The organism is Achromobacter sp. SIMBA_011, assembly GCF_046535435.1.
Lineage (GTDB): Bacteria > Pseudomonadota > Gammaproteobacteria > Burkholderiales > Burkholderiaceae_B > Achromobacter > Achromobacter dolens.
This window is the reverse complement of the sequence record NZ_JAWRWN010000004.1, coordinates 128,860-153,753: the sequence shown is the minus strand read 5'-3', so window position 1 is coordinate 153,753 and position 24,894 is coordinate 128,860. Positions and strand designations below refer to the sequence as shown.

17 protein-coding genes and 1 tRNA gene are annotated in these 24,894 nt (G+C 67.6%); 5 read left to right on the top strand and 13 right to left on the bottom strand.

Translation table 11 applies throughout. The features are described from left to right. Positions 1–28: 28 nt before the first annotated feature. Complete coding sequence (locus SB816_RS16485) at positions 29–1,084, bottom strand: hypothetical protein (protein ID WP_410547292.1); 1,056 nt, start codon at positions 1,082–1,084, stop codon at positions 29–31. 262 nt (positions 1,085–1,346) lie between these two features. Between SB816_RS16485 and SB816_RS16480 the strand changes: the two genes are divergently transcribed. Together SB816_RS16480 and SB816_RS16475 are read left to right on the top strand one after the other, a co-directional pair. Next, positions 1,347–2,522, top strand: a complete 1,176-nt coding sequence (locus SB816_RS16480; RefSeq protein ID WP_410547291.1) for a YjgN family protein — start codon at positions 1,347–1,349, stop codon at positions 2,520–2,522. After that, positions 2,506–3,591, top strand: a complete 1,086-nt coding sequence (locus SB816_RS16475) for a M48 family metallopeptidase (protein WP_162876767.1) — start codon at positions 2,506–2,508, stop codon at positions 3,589–3,591. Before SB816_RS16480 ends, SB816_RS16475 begins: the two co-directional genes overlap by 17 nt. 24 nt (positions 3,592–3,615) lie before the next feature. Here SB816_RS16475 and SB816_RS16470 read toward each other — a convergent pair whose 3' ends face one another. The 6 genes from SB816_RS16470 to SB816_RS16445 all read right to left on the bottom strand — a co-directional run bounded on the left by SB816_RS16470 (position 3,616) and on the right by SB816_RS16445 (position 16,156). Further along, positions 3,616–6,060 carry a TonB-dependent siderophore receptor gene (locus SB816_RS16470; protein ID WP_410547290.1) on the bottom strand — a complete coding sequence of 815 codons (2,445 nt, stop codon included), beginning with the start codon at positions 6,058–6,060 and terminating at the stop codon, positions 3,616–3,618. A gap of 87 nt (positions 6,061–6,147) precedes the next feature. Further along, the gene (locus SB816_RS16465) at positions 6,148–7,098 is read right to left on the bottom strand and encodes a FecR domain-containing protein (protein WP_144655908.1); all 951 of its coding nucleotides are present in this window, start codon (positions 7,096–7,098) and stop codon (positions 6,148–6,150) included. A 6-nt stretch (positions 7,099–7,104) separates the two neighbouring features. Continuing rightward, entirely contained in the window at positions 7,105–7,632 is a 528-nt protein-coding gene (locus SB816_RS16460; RefSeq protein WP_006389156.1) for a sigma-70 family RNA polymerase sigma factor, read from the bottom strand. Between the two features lie 140 nt (positions 7,633–7,772). Further along, positions 7,773–8,564, bottom strand: a complete 792-nt coding sequence (locus SB816_RS16455; RefSeq protein WP_144655906.1) for a hypothetical protein — start codon at positions 8,562–8,564, stop codon at positions 7,773–7,775. Positions 8,565–9,039: 475 nt separating this feature from the next. Continuing rightward, entirely contained in the window at positions 9,040–9,768 is a 729-nt protein-coding gene (locus SB816_RS16450) for an META and DUF4377 domain-containing protein (RefSeq protein WP_269873245.1), read from the bottom strand. Positions 9,769–10,168: 400 nt separating this feature from the next. After that, entirely contained in the window at positions 10,169–16,156 is a 5,988-nt protein-coding gene (locus SB816_RS16445) for a DUF3320 domain-containing protein (RefSeq protein ID WP_410547289.1), read from the bottom strand. A 299-nt stretch (positions 16,157–16,455) separates the two neighbouring features. Here SB816_RS16445 and SB816_RS16440 point away from each other — a divergent pair, with 299 nt between their 5' ends. Next, a complete protein-coding gene (locus SB816_RS16440) occupies positions 16,456–17,388 on the top strand; it encodes a hypothetical protein (protein WP_175188597.1) in 933 nt (310 codons plus the stop codon). A gap of 14 nt (positions 17,389–17,402) precedes the next feature. On the opposite strand, the gene SB816_RS16435 is transcribed toward SB816_RS16440, so the two are convergent. The 3 genes from SB816_RS16435 to SB816_RS16425 form a co-directional block, all read right to left on the bottom strand. After that, entirely contained in the window at positions 17,403–18,017 is a 615-nt protein-coding gene (locus SB816_RS16435) for a hypothetical protein (protein ID WP_054417559.1), read from the bottom strand. A gap of 207 nt (positions 18,018–18,224) precedes the next feature. Next, the gene (locus SB816_RS16430) at positions 18,225–18,824 is read right to left on the bottom strand and encodes a nitroreductase family protein (protein ID WP_064524610.1); all 600 of its coding nucleotides are present in this window, start codon (positions 18,822–18,824) and stop codon (positions 18,225–18,227) included. A gap of 204 nt (positions 18,825–19,028) precedes the next feature. Further along, positions 19,029–20,672, bottom strand: a complete 1,644-nt coding sequence (locus SB816_RS16425; protein ID WP_064524612.1) for a methyl-accepting chemotaxis protein — start codon at positions 20,670–20,672, stop codon at positions 19,029–19,031. A 257-nt stretch (positions 20,673–20,929) separates the two neighbouring features. On the opposite strand from SB816_RS16425, the gene SB816_RS16420 reads away from it, so the two are divergent. After that, a complete protein-coding gene (locus SB816_RS16420) occupies positions 20,930–21,235 on the top strand; it encodes a hypothetical protein (RefSeq protein WP_054501658.1) in 306 nt (101 codons plus the stop codon). Between the two features lie 143 nt (positions 21,236–21,378). Here the strand turns inward: SB816_RS16420 and SB816_RS16415 are convergent, their stop codons facing one another. Both SB816_RS16415 and SB816_RS16410 read right to left on the bottom strand, forming a co-directional pair. Continuing rightward, positions 21,379–23,478, bottom strand: a complete 2,100-nt coding sequence (locus SB816_RS16415) for a PhoX family protein (protein WP_116793635.1) — start codon at positions 23,476–23,478, stop codon at positions 21,379–21,381. 223 nt (positions 23,479–23,701) lie between these two features. Further along, positions 23,702–23,786, bottom strand: a tRNA-Leu gene (locus SB816_RS16410). Positions 23,787–24,106: 320 nt separating this feature from the next. On the opposite strand from SB816_RS16410, the gene SB816_RS16405 reads away from it, so the two are divergent. Next, on the top strand, positions 24,107–24,286 hold the full coding sequence (locus tag SB816_RS16405) for a hypothetical protein (RefSeq protein ID WP_054501660.1): 180 nt from the start codon (positions 24,107–24,109) through the stop codon (positions 24,284–24,286). Between the two features lie 88 nt (positions 24,287–24,374). On the opposite strand, the gene secG is transcribed toward SB816_RS16405, so the two are convergent. Beyond that, positions 24,375–24,878 (bottom strand): preprotein translocase subunit SecG, encoded by a 504-nt coding sequence (gene secG / locus SB816_RS16400; protein ID WP_054440273.1) that lies wholly within the window; start codon positions 24,876–24,878, stop codon positions 24,375–24,377. Between the last annotated feature and the right edge of the window lie 16 nt (positions 24,879–24,894).

The following is a 24,894-nucleotide window of genomic DNA, read 5'->3' as shown; positions in this document are numbered from 1 at the left end:
TCGTTGGCGCGGCGCCGCCGCCTGCCGCTCAGGTCAGATACGCCACTACCTCATCCGCCGTCAGGTAGCGCACGAACGTCATCGACGGCTGCTGCGCATCATGGATCGCACCGTTGAAGCCAGACCAGTTGCGCTGCATGCCGTCCTCGGTCTCCAGCGCGATCAGCACCCGCTTGCCGTGCCTGGCCAGGTTGTCGCGCAGCGCCGCCTCGCCCCAGGCAAAGCGCATGTCGTTGACCAGCTTTCCCTGCGCATAGGCATCGGCTTGCAGCCACTGGAAATCGGCGCTGTCGCGCTCGGCGTCGGGCTCGCGCGCGGCGATCTCGCGGCGCACGCCCAGGGTCCGGACGTGGTCGCGCATCAGGTTCTGCAACAGCGTGAAGGCGTGGAAATTGTTGTTGATGCCGTGCGCCCGCGCCACGAAGCCCTTGCTGGAGGTGGGCAACACCACCACGAGCTCTTCCTCGTAGCTGATGCGCGAGGCCAGCCACAGGTAGTGCAGTTGCTCGAACGGCAGGTTGTCGTTGAGCGTGGTCATGGCATACAGCAGGTCCATCAGATCGGCGTCGGCGACGAAGGCCTGGTGATTGCGCTGGTCGCGCATCAGCATGGCCATCATCGGCAGCACCAGGGTGTCGATGGCGGCGACCTGCGCATCGAGTTCCCAGCGCCGGTCCTCGGGAATGGCTTCAAGCCGCGCCACCGCCTCTTTCCAGGCCAGGCGGTCGGCTTCCTCGACTTCGGCGTCGTCGTCCTCGACCTCCAGCGCGCAATACGGTCGCAGGGTCCGCAACCACGGGCCCAGCAACGCCTGCAACGCGGGGAATAGCAGCACGGGATCGGCGCCGTCCTCCACCAGCGAGCCGCACATCAGCGCCAGCGCCGCTGCCCGGCTGGGGTGCAGGGACGGCAGCAGTTCGGCGCAGAACCTCAGGCTGGCGGCGGTGTGCGCGGACGCCAAGGCATCTTCGTAGAACGCGCGCACCTCAGGCCGCTTGAAAAAGCCGTCGAGGGTTTCCGCGTCGTCGGCGGAGACGACCGGGGTGCGCAGCGCGGTGGCAAGCGTGGCGTGGGCAGCGGGCATGGCAGGGAATCCGTGGAATATCGTTGGCGCAAGGGCGGACGCCCCGCCCGCGTGGCTGCGGCGCGCCTCGCGGGAGGCAACCGCCCGGAGATCATCGCACCGGCAAGTGTACTGAATGGCGCGTCCCGTCCCGGGCAACCTGGCGGACCTATCCTAAACCGCGAGGACCGCGTCTCAATAGCAGACCTATCCGATGGCATCGCCGAAGCCTGCATCGCTACGATCCGCGAAGCCCTTCGTTAGCCGTTCCCGAGATAGTCCGATGTCGCAATTTCCCTCCCCCGCCCCTGCGGGCACCCACGCTGCCAGCGGCACGCACCCCCTCCCATCGGCGCCCGACGAAGCGTCACAAGCGCTGCCGCTGCAGTTCCGCGGCCGCGCCCGTGATTACTTTGGCGTGTGGGCGGTGAATGTCCTGTTGACGCTATGCACCTTGGGCATCTGGTCGGCCTGGGCCAAGGTCAGGACGATGCGCTGGTTCCGCGGCCACACCTACCTGGCGGGCGCCGGGTTCGACTATCACGCCACGGGCGGGCAGATATTCAAAGGGCGCCTGCTCGCCATTGCAATCATCGCCGCTGTCTCGCTCATCGGCGCGGTGTGGCCGCTTGCCGAACGGCTGCTATCGCTTTTCATCCTGTTGGCCGTACCATGGCTGGTCAATGCCAGCCTGGGTTTCCGCGCGTACATGACCTCCTGGAGCAACGTGCGGTTCGGCTTCCAGGGCAGCTACGGACGCGCGCTGCTCGTCTTCGTATTTCTGCCGCTGCTCTCTATCTTCACGCTCGGGCTGCTGACCCCGCTGGCCACGCAACAACGTGCCAGCTATGTGGCGGGAGGCCACCGTTACGGCTACGCCGCCTTCTTCAGCACCCCTCGCCTGGCGATCCTGTATGCCGGGTTGCTGCGCGGCATGGGCATATTCATAGTGGTCTGCCTGGTCGGAATGTTGGCCGCGCAATGGGTCGGTCAGGCCGCAAATCCCGAGTTCTCGTTTAGCGAAATGCTGCGGGGGCTTACCGACCCGTCGCATCGCCATCCTTCGGCCGGACCGCACATGTTCCTCTCCGTTTTCCCCGTTCTGCTCGCGACACTCTACGCCGCGCTGATCGTAGCCGCGTTGTACTACGGCGCCTGCGCCCACAATGAAATTCTCAACCGATGCACGCTACAAGGCAGGCACCGGCTGCACAGCGCCGTGGCGCCCTGGCGCTACACCTGGATCACCCTGTCCGGCATCGCGGCCAGCATATTGACGCTGGGGCTGGCCTACCCCTGGGCGCGCGTGCGCCAGTATCGCTACGTGACGCAGCGCATCACCGTGCTGGCGGCGCCTGGCCTGGATGAATTCGTGTCACGGCAACTGGCCCATGTCCCCGGCGCCTTCGGTGCCGAGTTCAGCCAGCTCGAAGGTTTTGCCGGTGTCTCGGCCCTCTGACCACACGGATGAGCCGGCGGGCTCCCCGGCGTCGCCAGGCGACGCCGTATCGGTCATCATCCACGGCCGGCTCTACGCCGCCGGCAGCGCGGCCAGCCATCCGGCGAGCCTGCGATGGCAGGCGGATGGCTCCGTGTCGTTGCTGCACGGCCAGGCGCGCCGCACGCTGCCGGCCGGCGTGCTGCGATGGTCCAGCCGTATCGGCACGACAGCCCGGCGTGCCACGCTGCCCGACGACAGCGTCTTCGAAACCGATGACAACGATCAGGTCGACCGCCTGGAACGCCTGCTCGGCCGCCGCAGCCATCTGCTGCATCGCCTGGAGCGCCTCAATCTGGCCGCGCTCGGACTGGCGGCTTTGGCTACCCTGGCGTTCGTCGTCAGCCTGCGCTGGAGCATTCCCTGGCTGGGCGACAGCCTTGCACGCACCGTTCCCCCCGCCACCGAAGCGCGCATCGGCGCCAACGTCCTGCATACGCTCGATCGCCTTGTGCTGCGCCCCAGCCAACTCGCCCCCGACACCCGGCGGGCCATCCAGGCCGTATTCGATGAACTCGTGGCGCACGCCGACCTGGGCGCGACGCCACCGCAGTTGTTGTTCCGCCAAGGCGGCCCGTTGGTGGGCGCCAACGCGATGGCGCTGCCGGGCGGCCCCGTCATCGTCACGGACGAACTGGCGCGCCTGGCCGGAACAGCCCAGGCCCTTGCGGGCGTGTTGGCCCATGAACTCGGCCACATCCAGCACCGCCACGGCATACGCCGTCTTGGCCGCCTGGCGGGCCTGTCGACCGTGGCGCTGTTCTTCACCGGTGATGCCTCCAGCCTGCTGCACCAAGCCAGCGTGCTGGGCACGGGGCTGCTGGACCTGTCCTACTCCCGCGATTTCGAGCGGGATGCCGACGCGACCGCCGTCGCGCTCATGCGCAAGACCGGCAAGGACCCTGCGTTGCTGGCAAAGCTGCTGCAAGACCTGGCGGCGCAGTCCAGAGTGGCCGGCACCACCCCGAACTGGCTTTCCAGCCATCCATCGACCGAAGAACGCACGCGCCTGATGCTGGAAGGCCGATAACTCGCGTATTGCAAGACAATCCGATCAATACCGGTAATTCACCCCCAGCATCGCGCTGAACGGCGCCCCGTAGTAATTGCTGTAGACGTTGGTGCTGGCGTAGTACTTCTTGTCCAGCACGTTGTTCAGGTTCAGCGTGGCCGACCATTGGCGGTTGAACTGGTAGCGCGCCATCAGGTCCACCAGCGCATAGCTGCTTTGCGAGGAATCGAACTGCTGCCCGCCGGGGCCGCGGCTGGTGAAGCCGCTCTGGCTTTCCCAGCGCACCCCGCCACCCACGGTCAGGGCGCTCCAGTCGCCCGGCAGGCGGTAGGTGGTGTACAGCTTGGCGATGTGGCGCGGCAGCCCGACCTGGGTCGAGAAGCCCGTCGGCAGGCGGCGGTCGACGTAGGCGTACGACAACTGCATTTGCCAACCGGGCGCGAGCTCGCCGCTGAGCTCGGCTTCGACGCCGCGCAGCACGGCACCGTTGGCGGCGACATAGGCGTTATCGCCATTGGGGGCCAGCTTGTCGCCGTCCAGCATGGCGTAGTTGTCCTGGCGGGTGCGGAACAGCGCCAGCGCGCCATTCAGGCGGCCGTCCAGCCAGGCGCTTTTGAGGCCCATCTCGTAGGTATTGCCCTTGATCGGCGCGACGCCGCTGCCCGACACGGTCTGGGCCTGCTGCGGCAGGAAGATGCTGGTGTAGCTGGCATAGGCGGACAGTGTCGGCGTCAGGTCGTAGACCACGCCGGCATACGGCGTGTACACGCCCTGCTCGCGCATGTTGTCCGGATAGGCCGAGCCGTCGTTGTAGGTGTATGAGGCCTGCTGGTCCCACCAGGTGATGCGCGAGCCCAGGATCACCGACAGCGCGTCGGTCGGCCGCAGGCGCAATGCGCCATAGACCGCGTTCTGCTTCTCGGTGTAGTAGCGCTTGCCCGTCGCCTGCCATTGGGGTTGCGGCATGTCGCCATCCCAGGCGCGCACGTCCGGGATGACCGGGTCATAGCCGGGCGCGGTCCACAGCGGATAGGTGTCGTAGTCGCCCCGGGTGCGCGACAGGCTCACGCCCAGCACCACGTCGTGGCGGCGGCCCAGCGCGTCGAAGGCGCCGCTGAGGCTGGCGTCCAGCGCGTTCTGGGTCTTGGGGATCGGCCATTTGGCGACCCAGACCGAGGCGCCCTGCCCGGTCTGCGGATTGGCCCAGCCGTTGCTGCTGAACCAGCCATAGGTGCGGTCGTTGTCGTCGCCGGTGCGCGACAGCGTCAGCGACCCCTTCCACGATGACGAGAACTCGTGGTCGAGCGTGGCGAAGACGTTGTAGCGCGTGCGTTCCTGGCGGCTCCAGTTGGTGGCGGAATTGAACCGTTGCCGAAAATCGGTCTTGGAGCCATCGGCGTAGTACGCGGGAAAGCCGAAGTACGAGCACGCCGTGCACTTCTTGCGCTGGTATTCCGCGCCCAGGGTCAGCAGGGTGCGCTCGGTCAGGTCCACCTCGACCACCCCATACAGCAGTTGCGAATCCTGCTTGACGCGGTCGATGAACGAGCCGCCTTCCTGCCAGGCGCCCACCAGCCGCCCGCGCAGCTTGCCCGACGCATCCAGCGGGCTGCCCAGGTCGAACTCGGTGCGCTTGTAGTCCCACGACCCGATGCTGGCGCCCACGCCGGCCTCGAACTCGCGGGTCGGCCGCTTGCGCACCAGGTTGATGGACGCGGCCGGGTTGCCCGCCCCGCTCAGCAGCCCGGTGGAACCGCGCACCACTTCGATGCGGTCATACAGCGCCGTGTCCAGCCCCAGGGCATTGAAGTCCTTGTGGGTCGGCACGCCGTCGACCTGCATGTTGGTGATCTCCATGCCGCGCGCATACAGGCCCTTCTCGTTGTCGTCGGCCGAGCCCTTCTTCTTGAAGGTCAGGCCCGGGGTGTTGACGATGGCGTCTTCCAGCGTGTTCAGGCCCTGGTCGGTGAGCCGCTGGCGCGTCATCACCGAGACCGACTGCGGCGTCTCGCGCAGCGTCATCGGCAGCCGGGTGGCGGTGTTCGACACGCCGACCGTGTACGAATCGGTGCCTTCGCTGGGCGCGGGTTCGCGCGCGCCCAGCACTTCGACCGGCGCCAGGGTCTGCGCATTGGCGGCGCGCAGGCCATAGCGGTTGCCGCCCTGGTTGACGGCCTCCAGCCCGGTGCCCGACAGCATCGCCGCCAGGCCCGCGGCCACGCCATAGTCGCCCCGCAGGCCGGCGCTCTGGCGGCCCTGGGTGAGCGTGGCGTCGAACGACAGCACCACCCCGGCCTGGGCGGCGAACCGGCTCAGCGCCAGGCCCAGCGGACCGGGCGGCACATCATAGTGACGCGACGCCTGCGCGCCGGGAACGGCCTGCGCCTGCGCGGACGGCGCAGCGCCCAGGACGGTCAACGCGATGACAACGGCGCGCGCCAGGGGCGCGAGTGTGGCGGAGTGACGAAGCAAGGGTACAGAAGGCATGGACTCAGGTTTCCGTGTGGCAGATCCGACGTAATCCCTGCTAAGTCGGACGAGCGCGGAAAAAGGACAATGCCGAGCGAAAAAAAATCAGTGGCGGGCGACGATGCGGACGTAATAACGGGTAAAGCGCGCGATGTTCACGGGCAGCGCGCGCGTCACGGCGGCCAGCGCCTGGTCGGTGTCGTCGACGGGAAACGCCCCCGACAGGCGCAGCGCCGCCACGGCATCGTCGCATCGCAACAGCCCGGGCCGATAACGGTCGAGCCGGGCAACGAAATCGTCCAGGCGCCAGTTGTCGACCACCAGCAGGCCGCGCGTCCAGGCGTCGGGTTCGCCGGTGATGGCGCCGGCCGCCTGCGCCCCCGCGAGCGCAAGCGTGCCCTGCTCGCCCGCCTTCAGGATCACGGGCGCGCCGCCCGTCGCGGGTTCCAGCGCCACCGCATGGCGCAGCACCGCGACCCGCGTCAGGTCATCCTGCCGCGTGACGATGAAACGCGTGCCCAAGGGTCGCACCGCGCCGTGCGCGGTGAGCACGCGCAAGGGCGGCAGGCCGGGACGGACGTTGTCGGTATCGACCAGGATCTCGCCGGCATGCACGAAGATGCGCCGCTGGCCGGCGTCGACGGTCACGTCGACCGCGCTGGCGCTGTCCAGCCAGAGCAAGGTGCCGTCCGCCAGCCGCAGTTCGCGGCGCTCGCCCGCCCCGGTGCGGTAGTCGGCCAGCATCCGCTCCGTCGGCAGGGTGCGCCAGGCCGCCAGGCCGCCGGCGCCCAGCAGCGCCACCGCGCCCAGCCCGTTGCGCAGCGCGGCGCGGCGGCGCGAGAAGTGCTGGTCGGCACGATTGAGCGTGTCCGCAGCCAGGCGCGCCGGCGCGGCTCCCAGCGTGCCGCGCAGCCGTTCCACCTGGCCCCAGATGCGCGCATGTTCGGGATCGGCCGCCAGCCAGCGCCCATGCGCCGCCACGTCGGCCGCGCTGACGTCGTCCGCGCAGAGCCGCGCGTACCATTGCGCCGCCGCGGCGATGGTCTTGTCCGCCATGGCCGCCTACTGCCGGGCCAGCGCGTACACCAGGCAATGCTCGGTGGCGCGCGCCATGTACTTCTTGATGGAACTGACCGTCACGCCCAGGCGGGCGGCGATCTCGGCGTAGCTGGCCCCTTCCAACTGGGACATCAGGAAGGCGCGCCGCACCTTGTCGCCCAGGCCGTGCAGCATGGCGTCGATCTCGCGGATGGTCTCGAGCAGGATGGCCCGGGTCTCGGGTGAAATGGCGCTGGCCTCGGGCTGCTGCGCCAGGGTTTCCAGCCAGGCCCGTTCCAGCACCTGGCGGCGGATGTGGTCGACCAGCGTGCGTTGCGCCACCGTGGCCAGGAAGCTGCGCGGCTGCCGCACGCCCTGCAATTGCGCCATCGATGCCGGCGAGGCCAGCAGCCGCAGGAAGGTGTCCTGGGCCAGGTCAGCGGCCTCGGCCGGCACGTTCAGCCGCCGCAGCAACCAGCCACGCAGCCAGCCGTGATGGTCGCGGTACAGCCTGCCCAGCTCGCGGTGTTCCAGGGATTCCGTGGACGACATGGCCGTCGCGTCAGCGCCTTGAGTATTTCGGGAATGGGAATTGTAATCATTATTGATGAAGGCGTTCAATCACCTCGTGCAGCTCCGGCTCGCCCTCCGTACCTTGGCACTGAAGCGCCCCCCTGGGCGCCGTCCGGGTCTCACTTCACAGGGGGAGTGCATTGGAGCGCAGCACGGCCTAACGCCCCCGACAGGTTTTTCCAGCGGACTCCCGAGGGAATCATCGCCAATTCACGACAGAAGCCGTCCTGGTCACCAAGCAAATGCAGGGTGATCGCAGATACGACCGAGCCCGGGGCATTGCCGTTTGCATAAGGTTTCTCGTGCAAGAGCGCAGCGTAGATCTGCTTGGCCCTCTCGGAGACATCGCGCGTGATCGCAAGATTAGCGCCGCCCCTTGCGGTCAATTGATATATGACGGGGAAATAGACGACGCCAGGGACATCGGGAATCACTTTCTGCTCGGTAACTACAGCCCTGAGTCCGTCGGGAGCAGGCCGTAAATCGACCGGGCCATCGAAAAAATCCAGGCTGCCCTGGAGACTCCCCTGACGATCGAGGAAACGCAATGTATTGTGGCTACCGTTGTCGCTGCCGCAGAACAGGATGAACGTCTCCACCCTGACCGACTCGATTGGCGAGGAGGCATAAGGCATCTCCATCGCGCTGATTGCGGGAAAATTCCCTGTACAGCCAGGGCTTTGCGCCACAAGACTCATCAGCCTTGGTGCACCCTGGCGGTCCTTCACTACAATCCGGCCTTTGCCGTACGTAGCCGAATTGGCTGGCTCCGGCAGTGCCGAAAACGAGAATACCAGTCCGTTATAGACGTATTCGGTAATCGTGCGTTCCGGCGGCGGAGCGGCAGCCGCCGCCGTTGCACCGGCCATACATACACAACAGAAAAAGGCCACCGATAACTTCTTCGACATGAATTCCCCGTACAAACTGCGACCTACCCGGGACCGCGGGCCGCACACACATTGCTCGGCGCGCGGCGGGCAACATGGAGCGGCATGAGCCCCCTCGACAGTTCGAAATCATGGCACGGGCATATCAGATGCCATATCGCATTTGGTCTGATTTCATAGGCGCGTAGTTGCTGGCTGGAGGATTGGTCGAGAACCTGTAGCTCACCTTCCGCCACACATTGCGCCGCATCCCATAGTTACCTGTTGTACCCACCCAGCCCGCTGTAGTAGCGCTTGTCGGTGAGGTTGTCGATATCGATCAACGCCGTCACCTGTCTGCCTTACCCCTCAGGCTCGACTCGTAGTTCTTGCGGGTCTGCGGCGGTAGCAGCGCATTGGGAGAACCGCGCTCCGACGGGGTGGTGGTCCGGAGATTGGCGGGGCCATTGTAGGACGAGGATTTTTCTTCGTACCAGGTGGCCCGCGCGGCCGGCGTTTACTTCTTCTTGCCCGAGGCGTCCTGCTCGACCACCATGTCCAGCACGTACACCTTCGAGGGCGCGTCGGCCGGCGGGTTCTTCCAGTCGTAGCGCTTGACACGCAGCACGGTGCGCACGCCGTCGCGGTGGTCGTAGCCTTCGATCGACTGGTACAGCGGATGCCAGTCTTCCTGCGGCGGCTGCTGCACACCGGCCTCGTTGTAGCGGCGCTCGCGCACCATCAGGCACTGGTAGCGCGGGATCATGGGATGGTTGCAATCGGCGCGCTTGGGCGCCACTTCCAGGAACATGATCTCGCCGGCGCTGCCGTACAGGGTTTCCGGCGTCGGCTCGCCGACGAACTTCAGCACACTGCCGTCCTGCGCCACCAGCTCCAGGGCCGGTTCGGTGGACTCGCCGCTGAGCGTGGCGCGCAGGTCGCCCTTCAGGCGCTGGCCGATCTCGGCATCCAGTTTCATCAGGCCGGGTTCGCACGCCTTCATCGTCGAAGCGAGGTTGGCGACATGCAGCACGCCGTCCTTATACGTGTAGCCGCCGAACTGCGTGTTGCAGCCGCCGCGGATGTTCATGCCATCGGCCGAGAACGACAGGCGCAGCGGTTGTTCGATACCCTTCTGCAAGGCGGGGATGGTCTTGCCCGAGGCATCGGTGGCGGACGCCAGGCGCCAGTGGTAGGCCGGCAGGCTCAATGCGTTGGCGGCGGGCGTCGAGGAAGAGGTGGACATGGTGGAAGATCCTTCGCCAGTGTGGGAAACCGGTGCGCAAGCCTGCAGCAAGGCGGCGCAGACCGACGCCAGGAGAATCGTTTTCTTCATGGTTTGTTCCTATCAGCCGTGTGGCACTGATGAAAACCGCGATTCTACGTCCGCGCCATGGACGAAATGGGCGGGTCCTGCCCACGGTCGTATCAAAATCTTGCCGTCCGATTGAACACAAGCTGACACCAAAAGCTGCGTCCGCCCCGCGCCGCCCCTGCGGCGGCGCCACGAATGGCGCGGCGCGGGCCGCTCGCGTCCCGCCGTGTGATTACAGACTGACACTTACGCGTCGCGCAAACCGCAACATTGCACGCAGTGATGCGGAGTTTTGCGGCGTTCTTTCTTGCCCGCGGCGCGCCGCGGCGCCTCAATCCACCCGCAGCATCCCCGCCTCCTCGCGCACCCGGCCTTGCGCCAGCAGCGCCGCCAGCGCCAGGCCCAACCGCGCCTCGGCGTCCGCCGGGGTGCGCGACTGGCCCAGCAGGCGGCAGACCGACTTGATCACATCCGCGCGCGGGGCGTTGCCGGTCATGGCCAGCACCCGCAGCACGCCGTTGGCCAGTTCCTCCAGGCAGACGTCGTCGACGCGGCGGCGCGAGGCCTCATCGTCGCCGGCGCCGCGAAAGCCCGCCCAGTCCGCCGCCCGCGTGCCCGCGGGCCAGAGGAACGTGACCTCGCCTTCTTGCGTGCGGCCGCTGTCTGCCGGCGTCAGTTGCCGCAGGCGCTCGACGATGCGCGTGCCGGTGCGCTCCAGGCCCCAGGCCCGCGCCACCCGGCGATGCAGCACGCTTTCCGGCAAGGGGCCTTCGGTCTCGATCACCTGGCGCAATTCGGCGCTCAGCCGCGCGTTGCTGGCCTGGACGTAGAACGCCTGCGCATCGCCCGCTGGCAGCGCGGCCACCGCGTAGGTCTCTATGCCACTCGCCGGCGCGCCTGCCGGATCGGCCTGGCGCGGCTGCGCCTCGCCCTCGGTGGTGATGCTGAATGCCACGTCGTCGTCCGCGGCGTCCGGCGCCTCGGGCGCGACTTCCGGTTCCGGCGCGGCCTCCTCCTCCTCGCGCGCCAGTTCCGCCTCCAGGCGCGCCAGCAGCTTTTCCACTTCGCGTTCGGGATTGATCCACCAGTCGGTCGACCAGATCCGGTGCAGGCGCCACCCCAGGCCTTCCAGCACCACTTGCCGCAGCCGGTCGCGGTCGCGCGCGGTGGCGCCGGCGTGGTAGGCGCGGCCATCGCACTCGATGCCCAGCAGGTAGCGGCCAGGCGCGCGCGGATCGACCACGCCCATGTCGATGCGGTAGCCCGAGCAGCCGACCTGCGGATGCACCACCCAGCCGCGCTCGCGCAGCACCTTGATGACCTGGGTCTCGAAGGGGCTGTCGGGTTCGCGGCCGGTGGGCAGCGACTGTTCCACCAGCGCGCGCGGCCCCTTCAACGCAAACTCCAGGTAATGCTTCAGGTCGCGCACGCCGGCGGCGCGCACGCGCGACAGGTCGATCTGCTGCGGCAGCAGCGTGCTGTAGATCACCACGCCTTCGCGGGCCCGCGAGATCGCCACGTTCAGGCGGCGATGGCCGCCTTCGCCATTGAGCGGGCCGAAGTTCATCGTCATCTTGCCGGCCGCGTCCGGACCATAAGTGATCGAGAAATAGATCACGTCGCGTTCGTCGCCCTGCACGTTCTCAAGGTTCTTGATAAACAGCGGCTCGCGCGCCTGCGCCGAAATCGCCTTGTCCAGGGCGGCATTGGCGCGCCGGCGCGCGTCCAGCAGGGTTTCGATGAGCGACTGCTGCGGCTGGTTGAACGTCACCACGCCCAGGCTCTGGCGTCGGCGCGCCGGATCCAGGTAATGCTGCTCGATGCCCTGGACGATGGCCTCGGCCTCGGCGCGGTTGCTGCGGCTGCCGCCGCGGTCGTAGACGCCGGCCACGCGTTCCAGCCGCACCGCCACGTCGTCGGTGACCGGCGACGGGAAGGTGATCAACTGCGAATCGTAGTAGGTCACGTTGCTGAACGTGATAAGGCTTTCGTGGCGACTGCGGTAATGCCACTGCAGCCGCAGGCGGTTCATGTCGGCGCCCAGGCATTCGTCCAGGATGCTCTCCAGGTCTTCCACCTGGCCATCGTCGCCGGCGCCGTCGTCATCGTTGGCGGACTTGCTGAAGAAACTGGTGGGCGGCAACTGCTTGGTATCGCCCACCACCACCAGTTGCTGGCCGCGCGCGATGGCGCCGATCGAATCCCACACCGGAATCTGCGAGGCCTCGTCGAACACCACCACGTCGAACTGCGAGTGGCCGGCATCGAGGTATTGCGCGACGGACAGCGGCGACATCAACAGGCAGGGCTTGAGGCGCGGCAGCAGCGAAGGCAGGCGCTGCATGAGCTGGCGCACCGGCACGTGGCGCGTCTTCTTCTGCAGTTCGCGGCGCAACAGGCCCAGCTCACTGTCGGGACTGACCAGGACGGCATTGTTGGCAGGCACCTTGCCGGCCAGCAATGCCGCGATATAGGCCGAGGTGAGCTGCTGGAAGCGGTCGTCGGCCAGGCGGAACTCGCGGATCTTGCGATCGTGGTCGGCGCTGGAGAACGAACGCAGCAACGACGACCGGTCAATGACCTTCTTGACCCACCAGTTGCGATAACTGAATTCGAAATGCGCCTCGACCCCGGCCAGCGGCACGCGCCCCGCCTCCAGCGTGGCCACAAGCCCCTGCAACTGCATGCCAACCGCCTGTTCGCGCGCCTGGCGCCAGACGCACCACGGCATCAGGCTCTGTCTGTTGAGCCGCCATCCGGCCAGCACGCCCTGGAGGCGTTCGAGCGCGCCGCTGTCCTGCGGCAGGCCTGCCAACGGCGCGGCGGGATGCGCCAGCGCCTCCACCACGGCCAGTTGATCGCGCAGCCCGCGCCACGCGTTGCGGGCGTCGAGCAGGCGCTGGCCGAGCGCGGCGCCCGGCTGCAGCAAGGCGCGGTTCTCGCCCACCAGCGGCTGCAGGCGCGTGCGCAGCGCGGACGCCGTGGCCGGGTCGCCGGCCATCAGCGTGACCGCCTCGGCGAAACGTTCGGCCCACTGCTCGTGGCGCCCGACCTGCTCCCAATCCGTGTCCAGGCCGGCATAGTCATTCTGCAACAGGCGCTCGGCATCGGCCTTGAGCGCCGCCAGTTCGCGGTCCTCGGCGTTGACCCGCGCCAGCGGTTCCAGCATCGCGGCAATGGCGGCGTCGTCCGGACGGCGCGCATCGACGCGCAGCGCCGCCAGGCGTTTGCACACCCCACGCCTGGCGAAGACCGACTTGGGCCACCAGGCGGCGCAGGCGGCCTGCCATTGCGCCCGCAGCGCCGCCGCGTCCAGGTCCGCCAGGCGCGCCTGCCATTGCGCGCCGACCTCGGCCCAATGCGCATTGCGCGCCAGGCCATGGCGGGCCAGGGCCTGCACCCGCAGGCGCGCGGCCGGGTCATGCGCCTGCGCGGCCAGGCCGGCGGGCACCTGCGGCGCGGCCAGCAGGACGTCGATCAGCGTGTCCAGGCGCGCGTAGGCGTCCAGGCTCAAGCCCGCGGCCGGCACGCCCAGTTCCTCGCCAGCGGCCTCCACGCAGGTCTTGAACGCGTCCACCGCCTCGTCCAGCGCCTGAGCCGCCGCCAGCAGCGCGTCCTGCCAGCTCGGGCTCCACTCGGTCATGCCGATGTGCGCCAGCGCGTGGCCGTGCAGCGCCCCCAGCTCCCCGGACAACGTCGACATGCGCCGCGCCGCCTCGCGCAGCCGCTCCAGGTCCTTCTCGTCGTGCGCCTGGGCATCGGGCCAGTACATCGGCGACGCCTCCCGGCCAGCGTGCTGGATGCAGGTGCCGATGGCGTCATAGACCGTCAGGCCATTGGCATGACGCTGGTGCAGCGCTTCGACCAGCCCGTTCAGCTCCTGGCGCAGCACGCCCAGGCGTTCGGCCTCGCGGTTCCACTCCTCGCTGGTGCGCTGGCCGCCCAGTTCCAGCGCCCGGCCAAGCTGCTGCAGCACTTCGGATTTGCGCGCCTTGGACGAATGCAGCTCCAGGCAGAACGGCGCCAGCCCGATGTTGGCCAGGCGCCGGTGCACCACCTCCAGCGCCGCCATTTTCTCCGACACGAACAGCACGGTCTTGCCGCGCGCCAGCAGGTGCGCGATCAGGTTGGTGATGGTCTGGCTCTTGCCGGTGCCGGGCGGGCCTTCCAGCACCAGGTCGCGGCCGGCGTCCACCGCGCAGATCGCCTTCAATTGCGAGGAATCCGACAGCAGCGGCGTCAACAGGTCCTGCGGCCGGTAGCTGTCGTCCAGGCGCTCGAAACGCGGATCCCAGGGCTCCTGCGCAAAGGCCTGGCCGGGATGGTCGATCAGGTGCCGCACCACGCGGTTGGCCTTGAGCTGGCCGCTGCGATCCTGCAAGTCCTTCCACATCAGGTACTTGGTGAACGAGAAGATCCCCAGATGCACCTGCTCCAGCACTTCCCAACCGGCGATCTCGCGCACCGCCAGTCGGAACGCCTGCAGCACTCGCGCCACATCCACGCCCTTGTCGTCGGTCGGCAGCACGTCCAGGCCGGGGATGCGCAGCTCGTAGTTGTTGCGCAGCATCTGCAACAACGTGGGGTTGATGATGGTCTCGTCATCGTGGCGCGCCAGCCGGAAACCGCTGCGCACCGACTGGCGCTGCAGCGACACCGGCATCAGGATCAGCGGCGCCAGGTGGGCGCTCTCGGCGGCGGGATGCTCGGTCCAGCGCAACATGCCCATCGCCAGGTACAGCGTATTGGCGCCCCCCTCCTCCAGCCCGGTGCGCGCGGCGCCGAAGAGGGTCAGCAGGTTGGCATCCAGCGCCTCCTGCGGCACGCGCGCGATCAGCTCCTGGTTGCCCAGGGCCTCCAGCGCCATGTCGTCCAGCGGTGCGCGGCCGCCACGGTCGACATGCACCTGCGCCACGCGCGGATCGCCGCCCTCCATCAAGGCCGCCGGCAACGGACGGATGCGGAACTCGCTGCCATCGGCAATGGCGTCTTCCAGGCGGGCCAGGTCGGGCGCCACCAGCGGCAGCGTCGACTTGGTGTTCTTGAAATTCAGCAGCCGGTTGCGCAGCGTCAGGTCCAGCAGGCGCGACTTCCATTTGGCCAGGCGGCCTTCGGGGCTGTCGTCGGCCGGCTCCAGGCTGATGACGAATTCCGGGTCCAGCGGCGGCAGGTCGGGCGTCGGCTCGATCGCTGCGGGCGCCTCGGTGGCGTCGCCCCCCTCCGGCGCCGTGGCGCCGGCGCGCGACGGCAGCGGCTTGATCTGCAATTCGCGTGCGCGATGCACGTCGATGGCATAGCGGAAAGCCTCGTCTTCACGCAGGTGGGCCGCGCCCTGTTCCAACGCCAGCCGCAGCGACGGCCGGAAATTCGGATGCTGGGCGATGCCCGTGGTTTCGAACGCCAGGAATTCGCCGCTGTCCACGCGTTTGCGCACGGCCTGCACGTCGTCGGTCAGCGGATCGGCGAAGCAGGCCGGATGCAGCCACACGCCCACCCAGGCGTGGCCTTCCTTCATCAGGATCACGGGGCGCAGCCCGGCCTGCTCCAGGCAGGACGAGAAAAGCAGGGCCAGATCCAGGCAGGTGGCCACGCGGGCCTCCAGGATGCGGTCGGGCGTGCGGATCTTCTGGCCGTCGACGCCGAACGACGCGGGCGGCTCGGCGTAATGCAGCGATTCGGCCGCCAGCGTGCTGTAGATGGCCGACACCTGCTTCCAGACCACGTCTCGGCTCTTGGACTGGTAGCCGTTCATGGTCAGGTCGTTGTGCTGCTCGCGCAGCAGCCGGGCGGCCTTGCCGATGAGCCCGTCCACGGCCGGGTTGTTGGGCATGGAAAACGCGGCCAGCAATTCCGGCAGCGCGCGGGTGCCGGCCCACTGGTCATAGGCCAGCACCGCCACGGGCTGCGCGGCGCGGCCCACTTCGCGCCCATCGGCCAGCGCCGTCACCTCGATGGCGGCGCGCTGCGCCTCCTGCAGCTCGGCCAGGTAGGCATGGTCGGGCGCCAGGTCCAGCGGCGCAATGCGGCGGATTTCGCCCGGCACCAGCGCGTCGAAGCGCAGCCGCACGGGCTGCGCGAAGGCCGGATTGCAACGGATGTGGACCTCGACGTCCTCGAACGTCTCCTGCGAGCGGTTGATCAGTCGCAGCGAGCGCAGGACCGGCACCGCGTTCTGGATCGACGCGTAGCCCAGCGTCGGATCGGCCTCGATCTCGATCGCGACCGCGTCTGGCGTGCCCGGGGCCGGGCCGGCCGGCCCGGTGGCATGCGCCGCGCCTTCCTGAATCGCCGCGGGTTCCAGCTCTAGTCGCTTGTCCATCGATCGCTCTCTGCTCGGTTCATCGCCATTGGGCAGGGACTATAGACCGAATCGAGGGAATATTCGCGGCCGCCCCCAACGTTCACAGCAGGCGGAAGCTGCGCCGCCCGCGCGCCACGCCCCCCCCTGCCAACCCGCGGGCGCAGGCCTTCATCGATTACCTCGCCTGCGCCGAGGGCCGCGCGATCTTCAAGAAGGGGGAGCTGGAAAACAGACTGACGCCGACGGCGGCGTGTCAGCGGCGTTCAGCGATAATCGCGCAACCCCACTACCGCCCGGCTCGCCGCCGGGCCACGCCGATGCGTATCCGCGCCGCTTTGCTGCTCTGCCCGCTGGCCCTTGCCCTGCACGCCCCGATGGCGCGCGCCGACACCCGGGTGCAATCCCTGGACCAGGTGCCCGGCGCCATCAAGACGCAGGACGCCCGCAAGATGTACGACAGCCAGATGAGCGGCGCGCCCCGGCCCGACGGCCTGGGCGCGCAACTGCCGCCGGGCTTCAGCGACGCGTTCCTGCTGCAGGAGCTCGCGCCCGGCCAGAATCCCAAGCGCCTGCTCGTGGCCGGCGCCAAGGCCTGGCCGCAGCGCCCCGGATCCTATGTCGCGCTGGTGTGCCTGGCGGCCAGCGCCGAACGCGCGGAACGGCTCAAGCAGTTCGGCGGCGGCGATTGCGCCAACCTGTCGCGCGACCAGGACAAGAATGAAGTGTGGGTCGGGGTATTCGAATCGGCGCCCGGCGCGGCGCCCCGGCTGGTGGCCCGCACCGAGGCGCCGGTGACGACGCCGACGGACTGGAGCGACACCGACATCGACCCGCCCATGGACCTGGCGATGCAGGATGCCGGCGCGCCGATGCTGTCCACGCCTGAAAGCTGGAAGCGCTTCGACCTGGCGCCCTACCGGATCTCCCCCGACGCCACCGCCTTCGGCCTGCGCGCCGGCTGGAGCGAAGGCTACGCTGGCGGCGGCGCCGACTTCGAGGCGCTGTACCTGTTCCGCATCGAGGGCGCGGCCCTGGAAGTGGTGTTCGCCCAGCCCATGTCGTTCGTCAAGAGCATCGCCGGCGACTGGAACCCGGACGGCACGCGCGAACACGACGAATCCGACGCCAGCAACGCGCTGGTGCTGCTGCCGGGCAAGACGGGTGGCTACTTCGACATCCAGTTGCGCCAGCAGGGCGGCAAGTGGAAGCGCACGTTCAAGTGGTCAACGCAGAAGCGGGCCTACGAGTAGACCCGCGCCGGCCCTCAGGCCGCATCCACGTAATTCGGTTTGCCGCCCAGGAACTTCAGCAATTCCTCGGGCTGGCTGACCTGCGCCAGCGGAATGAAATACACCTCGTCCGGCACGTCCTGGCGCTGCACCGGAATGATCTGCAGATAATCCGGCGTCAGCGCGATCAATTCGATCTTGTCGTTCTCGTAGGCGGACTCGAAATGGCTGCCATTCTGATCCAGCACGAAGCGGTCCGCATAAAAACGCGCCGATCCCTTCAGGCTGGCGGCGCCCTTGAAGATGGTCTTGCGGATCATGCGCTTGAGCACCCACTTGGGCGTGGGCTGGCCGTTGCCCAGGCCCTTGATGATGCGGCGCGTCTTGGCGGCGGCGATGAAGCTCAGCGCCATCAACAGCATCACGCTGGCAAACACGGCGGTATGGGCGCCCACCTTGCCGGTGGTCAGCTTCTCGATGCCGACGATGACGATGGACGCGAGAAACGACCCATGGCGGATCCAGGTCCACGTGCGCGTGGCCGCGTTGACCACGTCGGCGGCGCGCTGGCGCTGCGCCAGCAGATGGGCCTCCAGCGTCTCGAGCGGCAGGTCGTAGTCGGCTTGGCTGATGGGTACGGCGTCGGTCACGGCAGGGCCTTTCTGGATACGGACAAAACCTCGGATTATGCCTGTCCGCAGCCCCGGCAGGCCCCAGGCCGCTGGCGTGTCCGCAGGGCCCGCGGGTTTTCCCGACCCATGCCGGGCGCACGCATTGCATGAAAAAACCCGCAGACCCCGTGAACGGGATGTGCGGGTCTTGCGGTCCGAAGCCGGGCGCGCCAGGCGCCCGCCGGATCAGCCGATCACGCGGAAACGCTCGGCGTCGTCCATGAAGCCCTTTTCGCCGAAGCCGTTTTCGTTCGAGCCGAACGGCATCTGCGCGCGCAGCTTCCAGCTTGCCGGGACGTTCCACTCGCGCGCCACGGCGGCGTCGATCAGGGGATTGTAGTGTTGCAGGCTGGCGCCCACGCCAGCGTTGGCCAGCGCGGTCCAGACCGACAACTGGGCCATGCCGCCCGCCTGTTCCGACCACACCGGGAAGTTGTCGGCGTACAGCGCGAATTTCTCTTGCAGGCTACGCACCACGTCCTGGTCTTCGAAGAACAGCACGGTGCCCACGCCAGCGGCAAAGCTCTTGAGCTTGGCTTCGGTCTTGTCGAAGCCTTCGGCCGGAGCGACCTTGCGCACTTCCTCGATGGCCAGGTTCCACAGCTTGTCGCTTTCGGCGCCAAACAGGATCACGGCGCGCGAGCTCTGCGAATTGAACGACGAGGGGCTGTGCTTGATCGCTTCCTGGATCAGGGTCGCCAGTTCCTCTTTCGAGGCGGACAGGTTACGGCCCAGCGAATACTGCGTGCGGCGCTTCTTCAGTGCGTCGATATATGCGTTGCTCATGAGGATATGCCTTTCGACTGGTAGATAGAGGGTGAGGAGTGAGCAAATTCTAACGGCCGAGGCCGCGAGCGGCCACCTTTCCGGGCCACAAAAAGGCGCTTTTCCCCGGAACAAACTGTTCCAGTTTTGTGGCGAATGGCCCTCGAGGGGGAGGATGGCGCTGGCGTCGACCGCCTGGGCCGCCCGCTGGCGGCGGCGATGCGATCACACCGGCAATAGCCGTCCGTTGCCCGCTGACGCGATACGGGCACCGGCCGTGGCGCTCGCTCCCCCCACGCGGAACGCCGAGACCGCCTGCCGCAGGTCGGCGGCCTGCTCGCGCAACGCTTCGGCGCCGGCAGAGGCTTCCTCGACGCGCTGCGCATTCTTTTGCGTGTCCTCATCCAACTGCGCGATCACCCGCGCCACGTGCTCGATGCGGCCGGTCTGCTCGACCGAGGCCTGCACGATGCCGTGCATGGTCGCGGTGGTCTGGGTGATCGAGTCCAGGATCAGATCCATGGTTTCCCCGGCGGCGCCGACTCGCTCGACGCCCTGGCGCACGGTTTCGGCCGACTGGCTGATCAGCGTGTTGATTTCCTTGGCCGCGGTGGCCGAGCGCTGCGCCAGCGAGCGCACTTCGCTGGCGACCACGGCAAAGCCCTTGCCCTGCTCGCCCGCGCGCGCGGCCTCGACCGCGGCGTTCAACGCCAGGATGTTGGTCTGGAACGCGATGCCCTCGATCACCGACGTGATCTCGGAAATCTGCGCCGATGCCCTGGAAAGATGCTCCATCGTGTCGACGACGGCATGCATAGTCTGGCTGCCTTGCCGCGCGGCATCCATTGCCTGCCCCGCCATGACGCCGGCTTCCTGCGCGTCGTGCGCATTGCGCTTGACCGCGCCGGTCAGCTCTTCCATCGAGTCTGCGGTCTGGCGCAGGGCGCGGGCCTCGTCGCTGGTGCGGGTCGACAGGTCGGCATTGCCCTCGGCAAGTTGTACGCTCACCACCGACACCGCGTCGGCATGCTGGCGCACGCCGCCGACCACCGAGGCCAGGTTGCGCTGCATGCCCGCCAGCGTCGCCAGGATGCTGCTCTCGTCACCCGGTTTGACCGCGATCGGGCTGGCCAGGTCGCCGGCGCTGACGGACTGCGCGATGCGCTTGAGCGCGGCCGGTTCCGCGCCCAAAGCGCGGGTGATGCGGCGGGCGATCAGCCAGGCCAGGCCCGCGCCCAGCAGGATGGCGGCGCCGGTCAGGGCCAGCATCAGTTGCTGGAAGTCGATCCCCACGCGGCGCGCCATGTCGCTCTGATCCTTCATCAGGCGCTCTTCCAGGTCGATCATGCGGTTGATGGCCGCAAGCCACTGCACGAACAGCGGCCGCGCCTGGTCCAGCAAGGGCCGCGCCTGGGCGGTATCGCCCCGCTCCAGCGCCGTCAGCAGGCGCTGCACCACGGGCAGCGTGCGCGTCTCGACGTCCTTGATGCCGGCCAGGGTCTCGCGTTCCTGGTCTGACACATCGGCGCCCTGCACGAACAGGGCATCCATCGGCACGGCCGCCTCGTCATATTGGCGCTTCAGGCGCTCGATGTCGGCCACCAATGCATGCAGCTCGGCGGGATTGGCCAACACCGCATCGCGCAGCGCGATCGAACGGTCATGGACGCTGCCGCGGAAGGTAATGGCGTAGCGCTGCTTGACGCCATGGACGTCGTTGATGGCGGTCAGCGCGCCATTCATCCGGTTCACCTGGGTGATGCCGACCACGGTCAGCAACACCATCAGGCAGAGAACCACGGTGAATCCGAGCATGATCAGGCCGCCCGTGCTGCGCAGGGTGCGTGAGGGGGAATGGGAGTCCTGCATGAAAGCTCCTGCGGCAGCCGGCGGGACCGGAAATGCCTATTTGATTGATTTATAAAAACTATTAAATATTAATAGTTAATTATATATAACTATTGTTGCAAATAAACACCCTTGTCCATGGCGTGAACGCCGCCCGCAGGGACCTGCGGCTCGCATGCAAGGTGGTGGCGGTGGCGCCCCGTGCCCGCAAGCCGGCAGGTTTCGGCGCTGGCGCATCGGTGTCAGACTAGGCGCCTGCCAACCCGGAGATCCCATCGATGCTGAAAGACCGACGATTCCAGATCTGGCTTGCCGTGTTCGTCGTGATCGTGGGCTGGCATGTCGCCCTGCTCTGGCCGAGAAGCGCCGGCCATCCCTCCATCGGAGGCGGCGGGTACGATCTGTCGAACTTCGTCTACACGCTGACCCTGCTGGCGTTCACGGCGCTGTGGTCCCTGGTCGCGGCGCTGATCGGCATGGCGCGGCGCGACGCCCTGGCGGCCAGGCGAGCCAACTGGCTGGCGGCGGCGGGCGCCATCACCTTCGTGGTGGCGGCCATCGTCTTCGGCCACCACCTGCGATAGCGGCGTTCCGCGCCCGCGCACCGTCCGCGCCCATAGGCGCGCACGACGCCCGCGCAAAAAAAAGCCGGCGCACAAGGCGCCGGCCGATACGTCATCAGGCATGCCGACGGCCACGGGACAGCCCCGCGGACGCGCTCGCGGCCTCAGGTGCCGACGGCGGTGCCGTCCTGCTTCCAGATCACCACCGTGGCCGGGCGCGGCCGGCTGGCGCTGGCGTCATCGGGCCACTTGGACGCCATCAGCGGATTGTTCTGCGCATCCGTCACACTCGGGCCTTCGCCCGGGTGCTGGATGTTGATGAACAGGTACTTCTGGTCGGGCGTCCAGGTCAGGCCGGTCACTTCACAACCGACCGGGCCCGTCATGAAGCGGCGGATCTCCTTGGTGGCCGGGTTGGCCACCAGCATCTGGTTGTTGCCCTGGCCGGCGTAGGCGCCGGTGTTGGAGTAGTTGCCGTCCGTCTCGATCCACAGCAGGCCGCGCTTGTCGAAAGCCAGGCCATCGGGGCTGTTGAAGGTGTTGTCGGCCGTGACGTTGGCCGAGCCGCTGCGCAGATCGGTGCGCGGATACAGCGTCGGGTTGCCGGCCAGCACGAAAATGTCCCATTCGAAACTCAGCGACGCCGGGTCGCCATTTTTCTCGCGCCAGCGCACGATCTGGCCGTACTGGTTGCCGGTGCGGGGGTTGGCGTCATTGGCGCCCGGATGGTTGGGGCCGCCCGGATAGCGCGCGCTGCCGCTGCCGCGCGAGCTGTTGTTGGTCAGCGTGACATAGGCTTCGCGGGTGGTCGGGTGGGTCGTGATCCATTCGGGCCGGTCCATCGGCGTCGCGCCCACCGCGTCGGCGGCCTGGCGCGTCTTGACCAGCAGCTCGCCCATGTCCTGATTGAACAGCGCGCCGAGCGTGCCGCCGGCCTGCGCAGGCGTGTCGAGCTTGAGCGGGATCCACTCGCCCACGCCCATGGCGTCACCCTGCGCGGCGCCGTCCAGGAAACGCGCAACGTACAGCGTGCCCTTGTCCAGCAACAGACGGTTCAACGCCGGGCGGGCCGGGTCGTACTTGCCGTCGGACACGAACTTGTAGATGTACTCGCTGACCTGGTCGTCGCCCATGTAGACGACCACGCGCTTGTCGTCGGCCAGCGTCATCGCCGCATTCTCGTGCTTGAAGCGGCCCAGCGCGGTCAGCTTCTTGGGCGTGGAATTCGGATCGAACGGATCGATCTCCACCACCCAGCCGCAACGGTTGTATTCGTTGGGCTCCATCGCCCAGTTGAAGCGGTTGTCGTAGTGGTCCCAACGGTAAGAGCTGCTGGAGGTCTTGCCCGAACCCTTGTAGCGCTCCATGTGCGCCCGGTATTCGGCGTCGGGGTAGTTCACCGTGGCCGGATCCGCCGTGCCGACACCGAAGTAGTCGGTGAAGTTCTCTTCGCACGTCAGGTAGGTGTTCCACAGCGTGTAGCCGTTGCCACAATTGCCGAAGGTGCCGAAGCAGCGCGTGCCCGTCGGATCGGCATTGGTGCGCACCAGGCGGTTGCCCGCGGCCGGGCCCACCAGTTGCATGGCGACGTTGGCATTGACGCTGCGGTTGAACGGCGAATCCAGCACCGCTTCCCACTTGCCATTGGCCAGCCGCAAGTGACGCACCGACACGCCATGCGCGTGCTGCGACTTGCGCACCCAGTCCAGGTTCCACTGCGCGTTGCCGGGCTGCACGCCGACGGGATAGAAGTATTCCGGCGTGGTGTATTCGTGGTTGGTGACCATCAGGCCTTCCACGCTGCTGCCGTTGACGCTATCGCTGCCGTCGATCGGGAAGAAGTGCAGGCCGTCGTGGTTGTAGCCCAGTTGGCGGGCCTGGTCGTCGCCGCCATTGCTGGCGTCGGCCTTGAACGCCGGCGCGCCCGCAAAGAGCGGATCGCCCCAGCGGCTGATCACGGCGAACTGGTAGCCCTCGGGCACCACCACGGTATCGGCGGTGCTGATGGGCACCGCCTTGAAATTGAGCTCGACCGGCTTGGCGGGCGTCTCGCCGCCCGGGTTGGAGCCAGGATTGCCACTGGACGAATCATCGTCGTCATCGCCGCCACAGGCCGTCAGGCCCGCGCCCATGAAGCCGACCGCGCTGGCGCCCAGGCCGGCCTTGAGAAAGCCGCGGCGCGAAACGGCGCGTCGTACCACTTCGTTGAAATGCGGTGCCTTGGAGGGGTTGGACGGGATGTCGTCCTGGTCCGAAGAACTCATCAGTTTTCCTGTCAATGTCGCTGTTATCGACTGGCTCACCCGCGACCCAGCCTGCCGGCATGATCGCTGTCCAAGATGACGGGTTAATAACAGCTAAATGAAAGGTTTGACAGGGGCACGGAAACCGTCCCGTCCAAAGCCGCGCGCACGGCGACAAGCGCTGCAAAAGCAAAAAGCAAAAAGCCCGCTGGAACTTGCGTTTCAGCGGGCTTTTCTTGATTCCTGGTGCCGACGGCGAGACTCGAACTCGCACAGCTTTCGCCACTACCCCCTCAAGATAGCGTGTCTACCAATTTCACCACGTCGGCTAACTTTTGCCAGAAAAGTCGTGCTTTCCTGGAAAGTCGAACATTCTATCACGCAATTGGCGATTCGCGTGAATCCGTCGCGCCATATCGCTCAAGCCTTCGCCGCCACCGGGCAACCCGCCCTGACGCGTCGCGCCCCACCTGGCATCGATCTGTCATGTGGACAGGCAATACTGGAGTTGCCATGCGCACACCCGGGCCGTTCCCGGGGAGTTCCCCCCGGATATTCATATGAAAGGGAATTCGTTGGCGCGCATGCCCGGCCGGCTTACGATGCCAGTCATACACAACAGGGCCTCAGGCCCGTACAAGGCTCCACCATGCAACGTCTGATATCCCCGATCCTGACCCGCCGTCCCACGCTGCTCGCCGGCCCGCGCAGCGCGCGCCGCTACGATGCCGTCGTGTCCCTGCGTGCCTACCGCGAAGCGCGCCAGCTACGCGAGTCCGCCGAGCGCATCCTCGCCGTCTCGGCGCGCCACATGCTGCCGGGCGCCTGAACGCCTTCCGCGCAAGACCAGCGTTCCAAGACGGAACGCCATGAAAAAAGGCCGGCGATAGCCGGCCTTTCTCATTGGGGCGGGACGCTTACTTGGCAGGCGTCTCGGCCGGCTTGTCGCCCGCGGCGGCCGGCGCCGACGGCACCGAAGCGTCCGGCTTGGCAGCCGGGGCCGGGGCAGGAGCCGAACCGGCGCCAGGCACCGACGAAGCGGCGCCGGGGACGGACGAAGCGCCGGGCACCGACGAGGCACCCGCGCCCGGTTGGGCCGGCGCGGCGCCCGGCACCTGCGGCACGGAACGGTCGGCCGGGAAGTTCTGCATCACGCCGGAGTCGACGGCGGGGCCGCTGGTGCCCTTGTGGCTGACATAGGCCAGGCCGGCCGTGGAGGCGAAGAAGACCACCGCGGCCCACTTGGTGGCGCGCGACAGGAAGTTGGCCGCGCCGGTGGCGCCGAACAGGCTGCCCGACGAGCCGCTGCCGAACGCGGACCCCATGTCGGCGCCTTTGCCCTGCTGCAGCAGGACCAGCACGATGATAGCCAGCGCCGAGATCACTTGGACGGCCAGCAGAAGTTTGAGCATCAAGGGCATTACAGACTCCGGAACG

Excerpts from the sequence above, each read along its gene's own strand:
- SB816_RS16440 (WP_175188597.1), top strand. The coding sequence starts at position 16,456 with ATGCGTATCCGCGCCGCTTTGCTGCTCTGCCCGCTGGCCCTTGCCCTG.
- SB816_RS16455 (WP_144655906.1), bottom strand. The coding sequence starts at position 8,564 with ATGTCGAAGAAGTTATCGGTGGCCTTTTTCTGTTGTGTATGTATGGCC.
- SB816_RS16465 (WP_144655908.1), bottom strand. The coding sequence starts at position 7,098 with ATGGCGGACAAGACCATCGCCGCGGCGGCGCAATGGTACGCGCGGCTC.
- SB816_RS16405 (WP_054501660.1), top strand. The coding sequence starts at position 24,107 with ATGCAACGTCTGATATCCCCGATCCTGACCCGCCGTCCCACGCTGCTC.
- SB816_RS16450 (WP_269873245.1), bottom strand. The coding sequence starts at position 9,768 with ATGTCCACCTCTTCCTCGACGCCCGCCGCCAACGCATTGAGCCTGCCG.
- SB816_RS16470 (WP_410547290.1), bottom strand. The coding sequence starts at position 6,060 with ATGCCTTCTGTACCCTTGCTTCGTCACTCCGCCACACTCGCGCCCCTG.
- SB816_RS16415 (WP_116793635.1), bottom strand. The coding sequence starts at position 23,478 with ATGAGTTCTTCGGACCAGGACGACATCCCGTCCAACCCCTCCAAGGCA.
- SB816_RS16425 (WP_064524612.1), bottom strand. The coding sequence starts at position 20,672 with ATGCAGGACTCCCATTCCCCCTCACGCACCCTGCGCAGCACGGGCGGC.
- SB816_RS16420 (WP_054501658.1), top strand. The coding sequence starts at position 20,930 with ATGCTGAAAGACCGACGATTCCAGATCTGGCTTGCCGTGTTCGTCGTG.
- secG (WP_054440273.1), bottom strand. The coding sequence starts at position 24,878 with ATGCCCTTGATGCTCAAACTTCTGCTGGCCGTCCAAGTGATCTCGGCG.
- SB816_RS16485 (WP_410547292.1), bottom strand. The coding sequence starts at position 1,084 with ATGCCCGCTGCCCACGCCACGCTTGCCACCGCGCTGCGCACCCCGGTC.
- SB816_RS16480 (WP_410547291.1), top strand. The coding sequence starts at position 1,347 with ATGTCGCAATTTCCCTCCCCCGCCCCTGCGGGCACCCACGCTGCCAGC.
- SB816_RS16430 (WP_064524610.1), bottom strand. The coding sequence starts at position 18,824 with ATGAGCAACGCATATATCGACGCACTGAAGAAGCGCCGCACGCAGTAT.
- SB816_RS16460 (WP_006389156.1), bottom strand. The coding sequence starts at position 7,632 with ATGTCGTCCACGGAATCCCTGGAACACCGCGAGCTGGGCAGGCTGTAC.
- SB816_RS16445 (WP_410547289.1), bottom strand. The coding sequence starts at position 16,156 with ATGGACAAGCGACTAGAGCTGGAACCCGCGGCGATTCAGGAAGGCGCG.